The organism is Streptomyces monashensis (assembly GCF_001866665.1).
GTDB classification, from domain to species: domain Bacteria; phylum Actinomycetota; class Actinomycetes; order Streptomycetales; family Streptomycetaceae; genus Streptomyces; species Streptomyces monashensis.
Map to the genome: position 1 here is coordinate 1 of NZ_MLYO01000004.1, position 17,126 is coordinate 17,126.

Annotated in this window: 19 protein-coding genes and 1 pseudogene; 6 read left to right on the forward strand and 14 right to left on the reverse strand. The window is 67.2% G+C overall.

The features are described from left to right. Positions 1-174: 174 nt before the first annotated feature. Together BIV23_RS00165 and BIV23_RS00170 are read right to left on the reverse strand one after the other, a co-directional pair. Positions 175-615, reverse strand: coding sequence for a hypothetical protein (locus BIV23_RS00165; RefSeq protein ID WP_071378610.1), 441 nt, complete (start codon positions 613-615; stop codon positions 175-177). Between the two features lie 1,308 nt (positions 616-1,923). Next, positions 1,924-2,635, reverse strand: a pseudogene (locus BIV23_RS00170) (DUF2637 domain-containing protein); the annotation flags it as partial. Between the two features lie 348 nt (positions 2,636-2,983). Between BIV23_RS00170 and BIV23_RS00175 the strand changes: the two are divergent. Together BIV23_RS00175 and BIV23_RS00180 are read left to right on the forward strand one after the other, a co-directional pair. After that, the gene (locus tag BIV23_RS00175) at positions 2,984-4,138 is read left to right on the forward strand and encodes a ParB/RepB/Spo0J family partition protein (RefSeq protein ID WP_107471011.1); all 1,155 of its coding nucleotides are present in this window, start codon (positions 2,984-2,986) and stop codon (positions 4,136-4,138) included. 307 nt (positions 4,139-4,445) lie between these two features. Continuing rightward, a complete protein-coding gene (locus BIV23_RS00180; RefSeq protein ID WP_071378612.1) occupies positions 4,446-5,345 on the forward strand; it encodes a ParA family protein in 900 nt (299 codons plus the stop codon). A 349-nt stretch (positions 5,346-5,694) separates the two neighbouring features. Here the strand turns inward: BIV23_RS00180 and BIV23_RS00190 are convergent, their stop codons facing one another. From BIV23_RS00190 to BIV23_RS50030, 11 genes are all read right to left on the reverse strand, one after another. Continuing rightward, the gene (locus tag BIV23_RS00190) at positions 5,695-6,213 is read right to left on the reverse strand and encodes a tetratricopeptide repeat protein (protein ID WP_071378614.1); all 519 of its coding nucleotides are present in this window, start codon (positions 6,211-6,213) and stop codon (positions 5,695-5,697) included. A gap of 662 nt (positions 6,214-6,875) precedes the next feature. After that, positions 6,876-7,205, reverse strand: a complete 330-nt coding sequence (locus BIV23_RS00195) for a hypothetical protein (RefSeq protein WP_071378615.1) — start codon at positions 7,203-7,205, stop codon at positions 6,876-6,878. A 188-nt stretch (positions 7,206-7,393) separates the two neighbouring features. Then, positions 7,394-8,350 carry a hypothetical protein gene (locus BIV23_RS00200; protein WP_071378616.1) on the reverse strand — a complete coding sequence of 319 codons (957 nt, stop codon included), beginning with the start codon at positions 8,348-8,350 and terminating at the stop codon, positions 7,394-7,396. Position 8,351: 1 nt separating this feature from the next. Further along, positions 8,352-8,900, reverse strand: coding sequence for a hypothetical protein (locus BIV23_RS00205; protein ID WP_071378617.1), 549 nt, complete (start codon positions 8,898-8,900; stop codon positions 8,352-8,354). Next, entirely contained in the window at positions 8,900-9,442 is a 543-nt protein-coding gene (locus BIV23_RS00210; protein WP_071378618.1) for a hypothetical protein, read from the reverse strand. Before BIV23_RS00210 ends, BIV23_RS00205 begins: the two co-directional genes overlap by 1 nt. Then, entirely contained in the window at positions 9,439-9,675 is a 237-nt protein-coding gene (locus BIV23_RS00215) for a hypothetical protein (RefSeq protein WP_071378619.1), read from the reverse strand. The genes BIV23_RS00210 and BIV23_RS00215 overlap by 4 nt, the downstream gene beginning before the upstream one ends. A gap of 236 nt (positions 9,676-9,911) precedes the next feature. After that, the gene (locus BIV23_RS00220) at positions 9,912-11,081 is read right to left on the reverse strand and encodes a DUF2637 domain-containing protein (RefSeq protein WP_071378620.1); all 1,170 of its coding nucleotides are present in this window, start codon (positions 11,079-11,081) and stop codon (positions 9,912-9,914) included. A gap of 26 nt (positions 11,082-11,107) precedes the next feature. Then, positions 11,108-11,536: a GntR family transcriptional regulator gene (locus BIV23_RS48155; protein WP_071378621.1), complete on the reverse strand. Its 429-nt coding sequence runs from the start codon at positions 11,534-11,536 to the stop codon at positions 11,108-11,110. A 202-nt stretch (positions 11,537-11,738) separates the two neighbouring features. After that, positions 11,739-12,089 (reverse strand): hypothetical protein, encoded by a 351-nt coding sequence (locus BIV23_RS00230; protein WP_071378622.1) that lies wholly within the window; start codon positions 12,087-12,089, stop codon positions 11,739-11,741. 127 nt (positions 12,090-12,216) lie between these two features. Continuing rightward, the gene (locus tag BIV23_RS00235; protein WP_071378623.1) at positions 12,217-12,396 is read right to left on the reverse strand and encodes a hypothetical protein; all 180 of its coding nucleotides are present in this window, start codon (positions 12,394-12,396) and stop codon (positions 12,217-12,219) included. Next, entirely contained in the window at positions 12,396-12,566 is a 171-nt protein-coding gene (locus BIV23_RS50030; RefSeq protein WP_177239617.1) for a hypothetical protein, read from the reverse strand. The genes BIV23_RS00235 and BIV23_RS50030 overlap by 1 nt, the downstream gene beginning before the upstream one ends. A 314-nt stretch (positions 12,567-12,880) precedes the next feature. Between BIV23_RS50030 and BIV23_RS00240 the strand changes: the two genes are divergently transcribed. Continuing rightward, a complete protein-coding gene (locus tag BIV23_RS00240; protein ID WP_071378624.1) occupies positions 12,881-13,078 on the forward strand; it encodes a hypothetical protein in 198 nt (65 codons plus the stop codon). 552 nt (positions 13,079-13,630) lie between these two features. Here BIV23_RS00240 and BIV23_RS00245 read toward each other — a convergent pair. Then, complete coding sequence (locus BIV23_RS00245) at positions 13,631-14,272, reverse strand: hypothetical protein (RefSeq protein ID WP_071378625.1); 642 nt, start codon at positions 14,270-14,272, stop codon at positions 13,631-13,633. A gap of 950 nt (positions 14,273-15,222) precedes the next feature. On the opposite strand from BIV23_RS00245, the gene BIV23_RS00250 reads away from it, so the two are divergent. The 3 genes from BIV23_RS00250 (at position 15,223) to BIV23_RS00260 (ending at position 17,086) form a co-directional block, all read left to right on the forward strand. Continuing rightward, positions 15,223-16,305 carry a hypothetical protein gene (locus BIV23_RS00250; protein ID WP_143079014.1) on the forward strand — a complete coding sequence of 361 codons (1,083 nt, stop codon included), beginning with the start codon at positions 15,223-15,225 and terminating at the stop codon, positions 16,303-16,305. A gap of 155 nt (positions 16,306-16,460) precedes the next feature. Next, the gene (locus tag BIV23_RS00255) at positions 16,461-16,718 is read left to right on the forward strand and encodes a hypothetical protein (RefSeq protein WP_245790249.1); all 258 of its coding nucleotides are present in this window, start codon (positions 16,461-16,463) and stop codon (positions 16,716-16,718) included. Then, entirely contained in the window at positions 16,715-17,086 is a 372-nt protein-coding gene (locus BIV23_RS00260) for a fic family toxin-antitoxin system, toxin component (protein WP_071378627.1), read from the forward strand. The genes BIV23_RS00255 and BIV23_RS00260 overlap by 4 nt, the downstream gene beginning before the upstream one ends. Positions 17,087-17,126: the final 40 nt, after the last annotated feature.

Below are 17,126 nucleotides of genomic sequence, written 5' to 3' on the forward strand. Positions count from 1 at the left end.
CCAACAAACCCCCCTCCGAGCGTTACCATCGCCCGCATCCAACAGGTCAACAGGTCGCTGGAGGCGTCGATGGAATTGGAGACGGAGCAGCTGATCAACGAACTCCTCCACGGCCGTGGACCGGCCATGCGCAAGGCCTTGTAGAAGGTCGGTGCGCAGGATGCGCAGTACGCTCTACCGGCCGGAGGCCACGTCCCGGGCCGCGTAGGCGAGCAGTTCGCTGACGGCCGCCTCGTTCGAGGCGGGCGGCCGGGCCTTCCATGCCTTCAGTGTTTCCCGCACGGTCTGTGTCACCGTGCGGGCGTGCTCCGCAAGGTCGTCGTCCAGTGCGGCCGCTTCCCCGTCCGGCGTGCGGCCCGTGATGACGACAGGTCCGTGCAGTGGGTACAGAGGCATGCCGCGCCAGGCGCTCGCGAGCGCCCATGCGGCGACGTTCTGGTCGAGCCCGATCACCTGGCCCTCGCCGTGCACGTGCAGGAGGGCACGGTGGTGGTACACGGCCTGGTCGACGGCTCCGGATGTTCCGACGTGCTGACGGATCACGGAGAGCGCATCGGCTTCAGAGAGGGTGAGTTCCGTGAGGGTGGTATCCGGGGCGATACGCAGTGCTCTCATGGCGGTCCTCCTGGTCGCTCAGGGTCCGGTGCGCAGGCCTGCGCAATGATCATTCTGGCTGCGCATTGGGGATCTGATCAGAGGCTTTACGGATTGCGCATCGCCGGGCTTCCGATGCGCAACGGGTGTGCGCCACGCTCTACTGCTGGGTGTCGGCGTGATAGCGGGTGAGGGCGTGCCAGCGCCGCTCGAAGTCGTCAGTCTGCTCGGTGACCTGCGCAGGGGTGATGGGCTTGTTGTACTGCGCAGTGATGCCGCGGGCTGCGCAGTCCTGCGCAACGGCGTCCACCGCAGGGTTCTCATTGCGCACACGGTGCTCGGCCCAGACGCTGTAGATACGGAACCAGAGCGGGTACCGGCGCAACGTGGATGGGCTGACCGGCTTCCCTCCCCGGCCGTGCATGCCCTTCTCCGCGAGATAGGCCGACAGCTGCTCGGCGCCGGGTTCATCGCCGTGCTCGGCCTGGTAGTCCACCCAGGCCAGGAAGTAGCGGTCAACGACGGTGAGGTCGCCTCCCGCCGGGTCCGGGGGTGCAGGCTGCTCGTCGATGGGAGCGTTGACGCTCGGCCCGCGCTGCTCCTTGGCAGCGTGCGCACCCGCACTGGCAGTCTCCTGCTGAGTCTCCGGTGCCGGGCGGCGCGCGGTGGCCTGCTGCTCGCCAGGATCGGCGTCCGCCTCCTCCTTGACGGACGGCTCGGGTGCCGGTGCGCTGGTGCCGTACTCGCGTTCCCGGAATTCGGCGACGAAAGTCTCCACGTCAGCCCCGGTGACCGGCCGTCCGTCGGCGCCCGTGATGCCGTCACGCTGGTGCACGTACCGGGCGAGCGCGTCAGCGTCGGGGTACGCGCCGTACTGCTGCGCGTACGTCTGCCAGGCGTTGTAGAAGTAGTCACCCCAACCGTCGTCCGTGTCGTGCAGGGCTTGTGGTTGTGTCTCCCCCTCGGCAGGTGACGAGTGGCGCTGCTTGAGGAGTCGCAGCAGGGGTTCGAGTTGCTCGTCGGACAGTGGCCCGCCGGCCGCGGTGGCGATGCCGTACCGGTCTTGGAGCCACAGGGCGAACTGCGCCCTGGTGGGCTCGTATCCGAAGGCTGCCATCCAGTCCTGATAGGCATCGGCGAGGTGCTGAGCGTTCCCTTCGTCTTCTATGTCGTGCGGCTGCTCCAGGCGTTCAGCTCGTACTTGCTCCACCGGCTGGGGCTCCACGCCGCCGGCTTGCACCAGTTCCTTCTCCTGGTCGACGGCGGCCTCTAGTTCGGGGCTCTGGCGCTGCGTCGGAACCGGGGTCCGCTCGACGATGAACTGAATCGGCGGCTCATCAATGCCTGCGGCGGCCAATCCGGCCGGGGCCGTCTGGGCCAAGGGGACGCCGTAGCGGGCCAGGCGGAGCGGCATGAGCGACTCCACCGGGGCCTTCCTGCGCCAGGCTCGGCCGAAGCGGGAGCGCAAGCTCGCTTGATAGACGAGGCGTTCCTGCTCCAGCTTGATGACCTGGTCGTAGGAGCGCAGCTCCCAGAGCTTCATTCGGCGCCATAGGAGGAACGTCGGGACGGGGGAGAGCAGCCAGCGAGTGATGCGGACGCCCTCCATGTGCTTGTCGGCCGTGATGTCCGCGATCCGGCCGACCGCGTGCCGGGCCGCCTCGACCGCGACCACAAACAGGATCGGGATCACCGCGTGCATCCCCACGCCCAGCGGGTCCGGCCAGGCGGCCGCGCCGTTGAACGCGATCGTCGCCGCCGTCAGCAGCCACGCCGTCTGCCGCAGCAGCGGGAAGGGAATGCGTATCCAGGTCAGCAGCAGATCCAGGGCCAGCAGGACACAGATACCCGCGTCGATGCCGACCGGGAACACATAGGAGAAGTTCCCGAAGCCCTTCTTGATGGCCAGCTCACGGACCGCCGCGTACGAGCCGGCGAAACCGATGCCGGCGATGATCAAGGCGCCGGACACCACCACGCCGATGAGGAGTCGGTGGGCCCGGGTGAGTACCGGTCGCGCACCGTTCCCTGCCGCAGTCACTTCTGTTGCCACTCCCCTGACGCGTCGCTTTCTGATCAGGCCTCACACTTCCACGGTTCGCCGTGCGATGGAGGTGCTTAGCGCGTGCTTGCGGAGAATCGTCAGCGAAAAGTGATCACATGGGAGTGTCTGGGGCCCTTCCTGTCATCCTTCCGAAGCTCTTCAAGATCACCTACCCAGTAGGGTTGCCTGCACTAAAGGAACGTTCCCGACACTTCGAGCGACTTGCTTCATCTCGGACCCTTCGAGGTGGGTGATTGCGGCGCAATCACCCACCACGGCCTCGATCCGCGGTCTCGGGTCGATAAGCTCGCGTCGCGTCAGATACAGCACCCCACGGAGAAGCCCATGCCGAACAAACCTGGCCTCACGCGAGACCTCGCCGCCGAGAGGGCAGCGCGTAAGGCTGCCAGTCAACAGGCTCGTCTTGTGCCGCAGGGGTTGCCGACGGTGCGACCGGAGCAGCTGATGTCCAGTCCTGAGAACGGGCGCAAGAAGCTCCTGAAGATCGATGAGCTGGCGGACACCCTTCGCACTGACGGTATGAACACCGCGATGACGGTCATCCCGCCAGACGTCTATGTGGAGCTCTACCCACAGCACAGGGAGGCCGTCGAAGCACGCGTTGCTGAAGGCGTCCTCTTTGTCGTCCATCACGGTCACCGGCGGTTGGCTGCGGCCCTGAAGGCCGGCTTGACCGAGGTTCCCATCTTGGTTCGCCGCGAGGTACCGAGTCTGCGCATCGCCGCGATCCAGGAAAACCTCCAACGAATGGGCCTCAATCCCATCGAGGAGGCGCTGGAGTTCCAGGGAGCCCTCGACGAGAAGGATAGGACGGGAAAGGGCCTATCGCAGCGCGAGCTCGCTAAGCGCGTCGGCTGTTCCCAGACCTATGTCTCTCATCGCATCGCCCTGCTCCGTCTTGTCCCGGCCTTGCAGCAGGCGGTCATTGACCACTGGCTCAAGGAGCAGCAGCTGCTGGAGGCTCCCGAGGGCCCGAGCAACTCGGAAGCACGGCTGCTGCTGCCCGTGCGCGAGGCAGCGATCGTCTACTCCCGGCTGCGGCCTGACATGCAGGAAGCATTCATGGGAGGAGAGCTCAGCTCAGCGGACGCGGCCGAGGTCAGCAAGCTTCCCGCAGAACAACAAGCCATCCCCGCGAACGATGGCGTTGGTGATTGCGGCGCAATCACCACCAGGGAGCCGGAGACCGCGCCTCTGCCAGAACCCCGGGCCAGCGAGCCTCCACAGGCGACGGCCGCGCCGACGGCGCCTCAGGCTCAACCAACCGCTTCCGGGCCTCGAGTACCTCAACCCAGCACGAACACAGAGACCAGCACAGCGCCAGCCCCGGAGCCAGCCACCGCAAGCACCTCGGTGGCCACTGCAGAGGAACCACGCGGCGTGATCGTGGTGCGAAGCGTCGAGGATCTGGCTCTCAGCATCGCGGACCTCCTGGATGAGCCAGAAATCGAACAGCTGAAGGCGCTTCTCTCCGCCTGACCCGTGGGCTCACTGTCGCCTCACCTGCTCCTCGCGGTGGGGCGACTAGTTTTTACGCCGCCTCGCCCTGTAACCTGCGCCCCGGTACAGCAACGTCTTCAGGGCCTGCCGCCACAGCATGGTGCTGGCCCTGAGAGATCTGATTGCGGCGCAATCAGCTCGCGCTATCGACAGCCCACCTCGTGCACCGAGGAAGACGCCGCCACACCGGTGGCAACCCACAAATCCGTGCTCGCCACATGGCTCATGGCGCGCGAACTCTGGCTGTTCAACTGATTGCGCCGCAATCATTCGTGGAGGCTCACTCATGACATCGTCCCGCAACCGCAGCACCACTGAAGCGAGTCGCATCGCCCGCGTCCTGGCCCTCACGAACCAGAGCGGCGGCGCCGGCAAGACGACATCGGCAGTCAACATCGGAGCCTGCGCGGCCGACCTCGGCTTCACCACGCTCGTCATCGACGCCGACGCTCAGTGCGACGCGTCGGCTGCCTGCGGCTACGACAACCCGGACGACATTCCCAACCAGGCCAACCTCTACGACGTCCTCACGGGAGTCGCCAAAATCGATGAAGCCGTCGTGCAGGCCATGGCCGGACCCTACGGTGGGGACGACACAAAGCCGATCCCTAACCTGTTTGTCGTCCTCGGCTCCGGCTCCCTCGAAGAAGCAGAGCAGCTACTCGCCCCCAAGACCGGCCGGGAGTTCTGGCTCAGGACTCAGATCGACCGGCTCCGTGACACGTACGATCTCATCCTGATCGACTGCCCGGGCAACCTCGGCCTGATCGTCGTCAACGCGATTGTCGCTGCCGATGACGTTGTGGCCTGCGTGAAGCCAGGGTGGAAGGAACTGCGAGCTCTTACGCGCATGGAAGCGAAGATCGACGAGATCAGCGCGACGTTCTCAGCTATGGGTGCGCACGCGGAGCTGGCCAACATCCTCATCGTTGACTGCCCGACCACTCGGAACCAGGGCGCCGTGTATGACGACAGTCAGCAGCAGGCTAAGGAGGCTTATGAGGAACTCGTCCTCCCGACGGTCCGCAGGAGCCCGCGCATCCCTGAGGCCTATGCCGCGCAGAAGGTGTTGCGCTACTACGACCCGGTGACAGAGAACCCCTCCAAGCTCAAGCCGGAGACTGCCCTGTCGGCCACCGACGACTACTACCTGGTGACGCAGGCGCTGGGATTCACCCGTCGGTGAGCGGTCGTGTGATTGCGGCGCAATCACCGGTACGAGGCCCTGTGCGGTATCACGATTACCGTGCAGGGCCCGGTGCGTAAGCGGGCGTCTCGTTGCGCCGATGGCGATACTCGGGGCCGAGACTCTGTCTTGCCCGCGTGCTACCAAGGCGGCGTGGGCTTGCCCTCCGGGTCGAGCCCGTACGGCCATCTCTGCTGGGGACACCCCTGTCGATCGGCGCCATCGAACGTCCACGGCGCTTCGGTGCTGCCAGCGTCAGCTGCCTGCTTGTACAGGGCGTCGGCGGCCGGCAAGTCCCCGGCCTTCTCACGCATCCGCGCCAAATGCAGCAGGGCGTAGGTGTCACCGCTCACGAGCACTGTCTGTAAGTTGCATCTGCGGCCACCAGGTCCCCGGCTCTCTCACGCATCATGCCCACTGAGACCAGAGCGTCGGGGTCACCGCGCTCAGCGGCTTCCCGGTACAAGGATTCGGCACCGTCTGGATCCCCGGCCTCGTAGTGCATCCACGCAAGGCTCAGCAGGGCCGAGCTGTCACCATCATCCGCGGCCCGCCGGTAGTGAGCGGCGGCACCCTCTCGATCCGCCACCCGTTCTTGTATCCGTGCCAAACCGGAGAAAGCGAGTGCCTCACCGGCATCAGCGGACTTGCGGTACCAGGGCTCAGCACGCCCAGGTTGTCTGTGCATCTCCCACATCTGCGCCAAGTGCAACGTGGCGCGGGCATCGCCAGCATCGACGGCCTGTAGATAGATGGCCTCCGCGCCGTCACGGTGGTGCCAGGGACGCGCTGGGTGCTGCTCCTCTGCCGACTGACGGGTCTTGATCTCGTGGATCTCGTTCGCGAACTTGGTGATGCCGGGGATCACGGTCGTTGAGTGATGGCCTGGGGGCTGGGGGCTACAAGGCCGGTGCGTCCGGACTCATCGAGCCAGCGCTGAGCGTGCGCTCGGTCGTGAGCACCGGCCATCTGTGCGAGGCCCTCGTCTGTAGTCACGTAGACGGTCCACGTCGTACCGTCGGCTTCGCCTTCGGCTTGGGCTGCCGTGATCTGACTGGTGAGCCAGCCGGGCAGGGGCATGTTGTTCTCCGAGGCTTTGGTGGGTCAACCGGGTCAAGGGGTGCGGATGTCTAAGACGAAGGGGGTACCGCGGGCGTCCTTCGGCAGATGCAGGACCCAACACCAGCACAGCTCGCCGCCCGGGTACAGGCCCTCGGACGACCAGCCACCCTCGCCCTTGCAGTCGGGCAGTTCTTGCGGGGCCTGGGGGAGATGCGACTCTCGTGGAGTCGGTCAGCTCCCAGGAGCCGGCCGCGAGCGCGAGGGCGGCCGCCGCAGTGACCGTGACTGGAACGGTTGCGGCCAGCAGCAAAGCGGTTCGGGCCCGCACTCAGGCGAGCAGGATGGGGCAGTTGAGGGCGCCGGTCACTTAGGGCTCACCGGCGGCGGAGCTTGTGTTCTGTGGTGTGGACCGGCCGGCGGCCCCGCTCTCCTGGTCGGGGAGCGCGGGCCGCGGTTGCAGCACGGCGGTTACACGCCGGGCTTCGGCGGCAGCGAGGCCTCGTCCTCGTCGGCGAGACGCAGGTACATGGCCTTGTCAGCGTAGGTTGGGTCGTGGCGGGCAAGTTCGCCGAAGAGGTTGGCCAGGACGTGAAGCTGCTCGTTCGGGCCCTCGCTCGGGTCCGGCTTGGGGTAGCGGCGCTGAACGATCTGAAGCAGGAACCAGTGACCTGCCGCGACGGTGCCGATCGCGACACCTCCGGCGATGGGGCTGATGGCCAGGGTGACGCCCAGGACGACTCCAAGGGCGCCGTAGATCGCAAGGGCCTTGGCCTTGCCGGTGTTGAGAATGTCCTTCAAATCGCCCTCCTCAGCGGTGTGTTGGGGGGAGCATTCCACGTGTCGACGGAGACTGCCTGCCGACTCAGAAACTACTTTCCGTAGTTGGGCGGCCAGTACACTCAAGATCAACATCCCCTATCGATAGGATCGGGCATCTTCGGGCAAAAGCCTCTGGTAGGAGGTAGGTAGGTGGGTCCTACCAGGGATCAGGCAGAATCGGAGGGCGGGGGAGAGGGGTTCGAAGGCCCCGCTGTGGGCCTGCCGTTCGGATACAGGATGTAACCGGATGCCCCGATCGGCATCTTTGCTGGAATGGGCTCGGGGACGTTCAGCCACTTCTCGAACTCCCGGGCGTTGACGCCTTCCTTGACGCTCTGGGAGCCGTCCGGCGTCTTCAGCTTGACGCTGTCCTTGGTCGGGACACCGACGGCGTGGAGGGCCGTCCGCACGCCGCTGACGCTTCCCTCGGAGAGGGCCCCCAGCTTGCTCAGGGGCTCGATCAAGTCGGCCAGATGCACTCCATTGCGGGAGCCGATCCCGCGTCGGACCGTGTCCACAACGGCGGCCGTGCGGTCGACGGGTTCCGGCTCGGCCTTCTCCGCCGGTTTCTCCTCGGGCGCCATCAGCGCAGGATTGATCTCGTCCCGCAGTTTCGGCGCCGGGTCCAAGACGTGAGGCCAGCGGCCCTGTACCCAGAACACCAGGGCGAGCACTCCCCCGACGACGATGATCACCACGCCCCCGGCGAACCGCGTCAGGACTCCGACGGCGACTGAAACGGCGAAGGCAGCGAGCCAGCGGCGGCGCACGGCCTTTTTCAGGGTGTCGTTCAAGTCGTCTTCGGTGAACGGTAGTGGATTGAACTCCTCGGCCCGGAAGGTGTCGCGCAGCTCGCGGGCCTCGATAATCCGTTCCCGGATCTTGTCGCGCTTCTTGGGGTTGGCGTCCTCCTCAGCCTGCGCGTACGCCGCTTCCAGTTCCTTGACGGTCGCCTCGGCGTCGTGCACCCGCTGGGACCGGCGGTTGAACCACGCTACGTACTGCGCGTTCAGCCACCTCGCGTGAAGCCACCGGTTGGACAGGTCGCAGCCGTCCCACCACCGGCCGAACTCGCGGCCGGTGTGGAAAGCGCCCCGGATGATCGCGAAACGCTTGTCGGTCATGTCATCCCACCCCGTGGGAGAAGACCCACCCGATCGTGTGGGCGCCCGCCCAGTTCGCGGCGGCCACCAGGAAGACGCCGTTGACGAAGGGTCCGAGCGTGATCCCGGTAGGGACGCCCCAACGCAGGTCCTGCTTCCACACAGCAGGCAGGCTCTTCCAGCACGTGACCATGAGTGCGAACAGCACGATCATCACGGCGCCCCCGAAGGGGGTGAGCAGCCCGTGGCCGCCGTGGCCGGAGCCGGACACCGTGGATTGTCCGAAGACGTGGATGATGATCCAGTCTCCAATGGCGCCGATCTTGCCTCGGAACCAGCCCAGCACGGTTCCGAGAAATCCCCCCGCCGTCCCGCCCGCCAGGGCGAAGAGGGCGGTAGACGAGAAGAATGGCATAAGGGCCCGCCAGTTGAGTTTCACGAAGCTCAAGGCCCTCCTGGCAGTGGCCTTGGCTCCCTTCGCGGGGGCACCTCCCCCGCCGCTGGACGCCCGCACGATCTTCGTGCACAGCAGCACCAGGCCGACGAGGAGCGACCCGAGCGTGACAACCATTACTTCCCTCCGAGAAGAAACTGTTGGACAGGCGCCCACAGCAACGCGCCCGTGAAGAACGACCACGCCACGCTGAGCAGCGCGAATTCGAGCGCACGGCGGACGGCCGTGACCCGCAGCAGCCGGGCGCCGATCGCCGAGAGGGCTTTCATGACGGCGGTGAACAGCACGTCCACCAGGTCTGCCCCGGCCACGGTGCCCAGGACGGCCCCGGCGAGCAGGGCGACGACGCCGAGGGCGAGCAGGGCGCCGAGCCACCGAAACGGCAGGTTCATCCCGGCGACGGAGAATTGCAGTGCGAGCGGGCCGGCGACCGTGCCCGGAATCGCCGGGAATGGCAGCAGCCACCCCGCGAGGATCGCGCCGACGTGGCGGCTGACTGCGCCGAGGCAGCCGTGCAGCTGCCGCTGGTGGTCTTCCTTTCCCTCGTCCTCCGGGGGCTGCTCCGGCAGGTAGGACGGGGGGTAGGACGGCTGCGGCGAGATCACGGGTTTGTCGTCCTCGACTGCTTCGGGCTCTTTCACCCGCCACCAGTCGCTCACAGCGTCACTCCGAGGGCGAACAGCCGGGCTTGGACGGCGCGCTCGTCCTCGTCCGGGCCGTGGTCCTGGTGCTGTTCCTCGGATGGCCCGGAACCCTCGGAGGGCGGGACGGACCACACGATGCAGCCGGTACTGGTGACGCGGGCGGCGGAGCGCTGCTGGCAGTTGAGCGGCGGGTTGCGGGCCCAGCGCTCATCCGAACCGGGCGCGGATTCGCGCGTGGTGTTGTCCACGGGAGTCGGTGGGTTTCCACACCCTCGCTCGGCGAGCGGCCCGAGGCCTGGGTGCGCGGGGGTGTTCGCGTGCGTGCGAGAGTCGGTCTTGGATGAGGTTCCTGCACAATGGGAACGCATGTTCGGTTCCTGTTCCGGCATGATGCGTAGTGCTCCTGTCTGCCTCGTGAGGGCTGGGGAGTGGCGGCGCCCGGCCGGGCCTCGACAACTCGGGCCGGGCGTCGCATCGTTGTTGGTCAGTCGGCGCTCTGGGCGGCGGCCTTGGCCTTCTTGTCCTCCTCCTGCACCGCGTTGCGCAGGCGGATGAGGTAGCGGTTCTGTCCGCCGCCGACGGCGTCCTTCACGATGCGGACGCTGAGCTTGTCGGCACCACCGAGGACCCTCGCCGCCCGGCGGACCTTTGCCAAATCTGCCAGCCTCAGTGGCCGTTCGTCGGCGTCGCCCTTCTCCCTCGAAGTGGCCTGCTTCCCTTTACCGACAAGGGTTGTAGCGATGTAGACCCTGCGCTTCCGGGAAGACCTACGGCTGTTGCGTGCCATCGCTCGGGCGTTGGCGTCGGCCTCGTCACAGACGGCGGCGAGTGCCGCGAGCATCTGGTCACGGTCAAGGTTGCGGACGGTTCCGTCGGCGACGTCGTCTCGGTAGGAGCAGACCTCTACCGGTGCCTTGCGGACCTTGCCATAGCGCTGCCGGATGTAGCGGGCGCAGGCGCGGCGCAGGCGTTCGAGCTTGAGGGCGTCGGTGTAGGAGGTGATCTCCCACAGACGCATGCGGCGCCAAAGGAGGAAGGTTGGAAGGGGGGCCAGGAGCCAGCGGGAGAGGCGGACGCCGTCCATGCGGGTTCCATCCTCGATGCCCGCAAGTTGGGCGACGGCGTTACGGCCGGACTCGACGCCGATCACGAAAAGTGCGGGCAGCACGGCGTGGAGGCCAGTGCCGGTCCAGTCGCTCCGCCCCCAGGCTCCGGCGGCGTTGAACCACACCGTGGCCGCGGTCAGCAGGTGCGCGGCGGGGCGGAGCGCGGGGACGGGCAGGCGCATCATGGCGAGCGCGAGATCGAGGCAGAGGAACGCGGCGATCCCGGCATCCACGCCGATCGGGACCCAGTGAGCGACTGCCGGGCTGATGCCGTGGTCGATGGCCAGGCGTTGCACGGCGCTGTAGGAACCTGCGAAGCCGATCACGCCGACAACGACGGCCCCGAGGACGGACGTTGTGAGGAGGAGCCACAGGTGCCAGCTGCGGGGCCGGGTGGGGGGTTCGGGTGTGTCCGGGGTCTGCTCGACCGGCTGATCTGCGGCGCGGCTGGAGTCGACGAGCAGCCCAGCATCGGTCATGCGCTTGATGTCACTCTCGTAGTCGGACAGTGTCTGGTCGATGCGGCCGACATCCACGGCGAGGGGCATAACGGGGTTCCTTGCTGGTGACGGGGTCAGGGGTGGTGGGTGATGACGGCTCCGGTGCGGACACAGGACGAGCAGGCCCAGCCCCATACGGGGTGGGGGTCACCGCGTCGGCCCCCGCCGCACACGGGGCAGGTGTCTCCCTCGCCGGGGGCAGGCCAGAGGGAGCCGTTGCCGGCGTGCGCGGTCTTGACCCGGTCCCAGAAGCCTTCGGTCGCTCCCCTGCCGGGCTGTCTGCCGCCGGTGACCTCGTGGCCGCTTCCCCGCCAGGCCTCCACACGGCGGATGAGGCCGCGTTCGCGGAGGATGGCGCAGGCGTGGGCCAGAGTGCGGCGGGACGTGCCGTAGATGTCGTTGAGGTCGTCGTACGACGGGAAAGGGGCGCCGGGCGCGGCGTGGGCGATGCGCCGGGTGATGTCGTCGGCGATCTGGAGGGCGCGGGCCTCGAAGTAGTCCAAAGTACCGTTAGTACCCAGGCCAGTACCGGGGGCAGTACCGCCCATTGCTGCTTGTCCTCCTGAGTATTGGGCTGCTGGTCGTGGTGCCCTGCCGGGATTCGCACCCGGACTGTGGCCGCATGTACGGCGGGGCTTCTGCTGCTGCGCTCCGAGGGTTGAGCCCCCGACCCGGAGGGCCGGGGGCGTGGTGTTCAGGTGCGAGTCAGCAGGGCAGGTTGGGCGGAATGTCTGCGAACTGGCGCCGGATGTAGCCGGTGTAGGAGGGGCCCCAGCCGCCGGGCTCGCTCTGGTGGACCTCGATCAGGTCGACGCCGTTGACGCGTACGCACTGGCCGAGGAATTCGAAGTGAGTTCCCTCGCTGATGCCGCTGTTGGTGGGGGCTCCGTCCTCGGCACGGAGGATGAGGCCGCCGGTGCCGGCCTTGGGGGTGCCGAAGTACTCGGCCGGGTAGGTGGTGTCGGCGGCGGCGCTGGTTGCGGTGCCCAGGGTGACGAGGGCTGCGGCGGCGGTGGTTGCCGCGAAGGCGGTGGCGATGCGGTTGTCCACGAGCATGGTTCCTGTTCTGTACTGGACGATCCCGTGCGGGCGGGGTGGCCGGTCGGCCGTGTCCGCCCCGGTCCGGTGCGCTTCCGCGTGGTGCGGTGTCGATGCCGGCCCGGAGCGACCACGGACTGGCCGGTCAGTCGTCCATGCGTCCGGACCGGCGCGTCTGCTCGGGAACCTCACGCCCCTCGACCGGCGTGCATCGGGCAGCGCGGAGCCGGGCGTTCAGGCCGTCCTGTCCGGCCTTCTGCTTCGGCGTCCAACCGCCGCCGCTCGTGCTGCTGTTCTTGCTGCTGCGTCCGAGGCCGAGTGCCATTACGCACCCCCGGTGGGGGACTGGCCCGTCGGGGCGCCGGGGTTGGTGGACTTCGGCAGAACGTCGTTGGCATGGCCTCGCAGATGCGCGAGCTGGTCGTGCTTGGCTCCGGCGAGTGCTGCGCTGTTCTGCTGGTGCTGGCGGTAGATCTCCAGGTCCTGCTCGCTCACCGGGCACCCCCGGCGGGGGTCCAGGTGCGGGATAGGCGCTCGGCAGCCTGAGCGGAGGACCTGCGGTCCACGGGCGGGACGTGCGGCGGTACAGTCTGGCTCACGGCCATAACTCCCTTGTCAGCTCTGGGAAGGGATGTGGTCCAGGCCCCGGGCCGGTGTTGCAGTCACCGATGCCCGGGGCCGCCGTGTTTTCTGCGGCAGATCGAGACTCACACAAAAGTCGTTGACTTTCAAGTCTCTTGAGATCTCGCGATTCTTGGTGTTCTCTAGATCCTGTGACGCCCCGTACGCTCACCTGCATGGAAGAAGTCATGACGACCGAAGAAGTGCGGAAGAACTGGGGGAACCTGCTGACCGAGATCCGCGCCCGCGTTCGGGGCGCGATCGTCCTGCGGCGCTACAAGGACGAAGTCGCCGTACTGGTCCCGGTCAGCTGGTACCGCCAGGCCGTCGACGCAATTGGGCATCCGAAGACGCTGATCGACCCCTCAAAGACCGAGAAGGAGTGACGCGCGCCAACCAGGTAGCGCGACACGCTCCACAGCAACCGCAGCCGGCTCGCATTCATGCGCGCGCGGCGTCATGACGCACGACAGCCCCGGCCCTGCTGGGATCCGAAGTCAACAACGGCCCTCACTGCGGGCCCACTTGCCCACTCACCCGGTCAATCCAGGCAGAATTCATGACTTGCCCACACCAGTGGCTTGATGATGGCAAGGCAAGGCGGTACGTGCCTGACTGAACAGCGGAGAGGAGACATCCGGCTGCGCCTCCACACGCCGCCACGGCGCTACAGGAAGCGCGAGCGCGGCGGGGGAGGACCAAGGGACGCCAGGTTCTACCACGGGCGCCGCAACGGCTCTGTGCGCCGCCTCAGGACCGTCGGGCTGGTGGCCCGGTCAGCCGACCCGTCGCGCCGGTCGCCGGGTGCCTCACGGCACCGCACGGGGCGCCACCATGAGCGGCTGGTCACGCAGCCAGAAAGAGATGTTGATCAAGAAGTCAGCGCCAGACGCACTCAACCATCCGTAGGCAACGCAGCGCGCGCTTCGCAGAAGACGTCACCGGGGAGGTGCAGCAAACAGATGGGCCAGATCCGTTGGACCGGTCCGCTGCTCCTGCTCCAGGGCGTTCTTGTACGGCGTCAGCGCTGCGAATGCGGCCTTGAGTGTGACGGCGTCCTTGCTCCAGCGTTTGGGTGCGATCAGCTTCAACCGCGGCGTCTCGGGCGGTGGCATGACTTGGCTCTTGCAGTCGATCACCGGTACGAGTCCCAAATTGTGCGTCCAGAGCAGCACAGGCTTCTTCGCGATGAGGCTCCGCAGTTCGAGTCGGGCGACAGGTCCGAGGGTGTGTACGCGACTCCCGACGCGCTTCGGCTGTCCGATGACGACCAGCCCGTCCATGCGGTCCGCGACCAGATTCCAGTCGTAGGGACGGTCGTCGCCGAATTCGGTGCGGTAGTGGCAGATCTGCACACCCGCGGGCAGATCTCCGCTGATGCTGTCCAACCACCGTTGCCAGTTGCGGCCGCTGATGGTGCGAGGTGCCGCACTGACGTACAGCCGGACGGCGTCCTGGCGCCGGCGTTCCGCAGCGATGCGGTGCATGGCCGCGGCATAGCGACGTTGCTGTGTGGGGCTGGCGAACGTCTCCACGTCCAGGGGATCGCCGTTGGTACGGGACAGGTGCGTCGCATGCATGCCGCTCATCATGCCTGGGCGGTGGCTCGGGTGTGGAGCAGGGCGACTAAACAAGGGCTCTGGCGCTCCGTCAGACGTGGTTCGTCCGTTGGCGACACGAGCAGTACCGGGGTGTCGCTTGGGGTTCTCAGAGGGGTACCGTGTCCCCTGAATAAGATCCATATGAACATGGTTAAGCCCCGCGAGGTGGTGCTCCGGGGCCACGGCCGCAGACCTACACAGGGATGGTCTCGACATGGAGCAGGGTACCCGTACCCTCCGACAGGCACACACCAAGGCACCCGCCGTGGCAGCGATGACTCGTACGTCGCTCCGGTTGGGTGCCTTCAATGTCTTCCCGCGCCAGTCCGGCTGCGGATGCGCCTCCGCCCCGGAAGGGGGCGTGATGTCGTAGTCATTTGCGGCGGCGCCCGTTGGAACGGGTCTTCGAGCCGCCGGGACGCCCGGCCACCGAGGTGATTAGCAGTCACCTCGGCTGATGGCGTCCCATCTGCCACAGGGCGGGCTTAGCAGGCCCTCCCGAAGGAACTGTCCGTCCGGTTAGCAGCCGGCCGAACAGATCGATCTTGGTTCGCTCCAGAACCCACGAAGTGCCACAAAGCCCTTCGCTATGCCCTCTCCCAGCCCGAGAGAAGGACAGGACTCATGTTGCAGCATTGGGCTGCCCTTTGTCAGCCCATCCATGCCCGGTTGGCGTATTTTGCGCCGTCTTTCCGGTCACATTCCTCGTCGAGGCTCCGCTCACGCGTGGGCAAGTCGGCGCAGTGAGCACCAAGGCGGCATCGGCTGCGGTCGCTCTGTCACCCCGGTCCGGACTCGTTCCCCTGCCCATGGTGCTAGCGGAGGAGCAGGTCGTCGCGAGGACCAGGTCACGGCGCTCTGGACCGCGACGGTGGCTCCGGTCGGTCGAGTGGCTGGTGGAGGCCAGGCTGCATCCGCGCGCTTCCCCGGTGACGGTGACGGTCGCGCGTGATCTGGCGGAGCGGATGGATTTCGACTCGGGTCACGTGCGGTACTGCCTGGAGGGCATGGTGGTGCGGCTGGGGCTGTCGCGGGCGACGATCAGCCGGCATGTGGCGTATCTGCGGGAGCTGGGCTCCTTGGTGTGGGTTGAGCGCGGGAGCCGCAAGAATGTGCGCCGCGTGCGCGGCTTGGGCGGGTACGCGGGGACCGCGACGGTGTACGGGGCGGTCATCCCTGCCGTCTATGACCACGCGCAGGGTCACACCGTCGTCGGCTCCGGATACGCAGCCCGCATCGTCATTGACCAGCGTGGCGCCGCGCCTGTGTCTGCTGAGCCTGTAGAGGCTGTGGATAACTCGCCTGTGGATAACGTGAGTTCGGAGGCGCGTGAGACCCCTTCCCGTACCTGGGTGAGAGAAGTGGGTCAGCTGAAGGTAGTGGGGGGGTGTCACTACATCTCGCGCCAGCGCGCGAACCGGTCGAAACCGCGAGCCACCCACCAGAGCATTCCGATCAACGGCCGCCGCCGTACGGCGGGCGACGTGCGGCGTGCCGAGCGAACGGTTCGGCTGGTGCGGGCCCTCGTCTCCTGGACGCAGAAGGTCCCGCTCCGACGCCTGGAATACGTGCTGCGCCCCCTGACAGACCGCGGCCTGGGCGCCCACGAAATCACTGCCGAGCTCATGGCGCTGTGTTCTGGCATGGACTGGCGGCCGAGGCAGCCCGACGTGTACATCTCCCAGCGGCTGACCGCGGTCACGGCGTACGACCAGCAGCTCGCCCAAGCACCGGAGACGCCCCTCGCGCCCGGCGAGCATGCCGTTGCGCCGATGAGCAACCCAGAGTGGGCGGCTTACATCGAGCTCAAGCAGCGCCTGGAGGCAGAGTCCGCCGCGCGGCCCCGCACCGACGCCGACCGCGCCGCTGCCCGCGCGACCTGGGACAACTGGCCGACTGTCGCCGACCACTACGCCGAGGCCCCTGACGATGCTCTCGACCTCTACGGGCTCCGCCTGTGCCAGTACGCAGTCGCCCAGGCCGACCGCCTCGAAGACCGGAGCCTTGTGTGATCAGCCCATCCGGGGTGCTGCCCTGTGCAGAGCTACGGCCGTTTCCACCAGCTCACTCCCGGGAGACGGGCAGGGCTCGCCCGCCGAATGCATCGCCTGGCACCTTGGCTGCAGTAGCCGAACCACACCTGCTACCACCCTGCTACCACGCGAATGTGACTTCCGCGAAGAGGCAGCCCCAGGTCCGGCTCGAAGAGGCGGTGCTGGAGGCCGGCAAGGCCGCCGCGGCCGCCCGCCGACTGGACTTCAACAAGTACGTGGAACGGCTCATCATCGAGGACACCACGGGTGCCCGCGCCGCCGGGATGGCGGCAACCCGGCGGCTCATCGATGAGCACGGCGTGTCCCTCGACGACGTGGAGCAGCACCTCGACGCCCCCTACGGCCAGCAGCAGCCGGGCGCCGCCGCATGATCCTGCACGTCGACGAGTCCCGGATCCTCGAAGTGGCAGAACGGGCCGGACACCGCGGCCCGGCCGCCGACGACTACGGCGCGCCCATCGCCGCCGTCGCCCGCCATCGCGGCGAACTCCTTGAGACGCCCGTCTACGACGGTGCCTACGCCCACGCCGCCGCGCTGGTACACACGCTGGGCCGCTGTCGCTGGCTGGAGCGCTCAAACCTGACCGTCGCCTATGCCATCGCAGTCATGTATCTCGAGGCCAGCAACACCCCGGTCAGCCCCACCCGCGAACAGCTCACCGCACTCGCCCACGAGCTGAAAAATCCACGCTGCACCGCCGAACGGATTGCCTCCTTCCTGCGCACCTGGAAACCCTGACCATAGGCTCCGGACGGAGGAGAGCTTTCTCATCACCGCG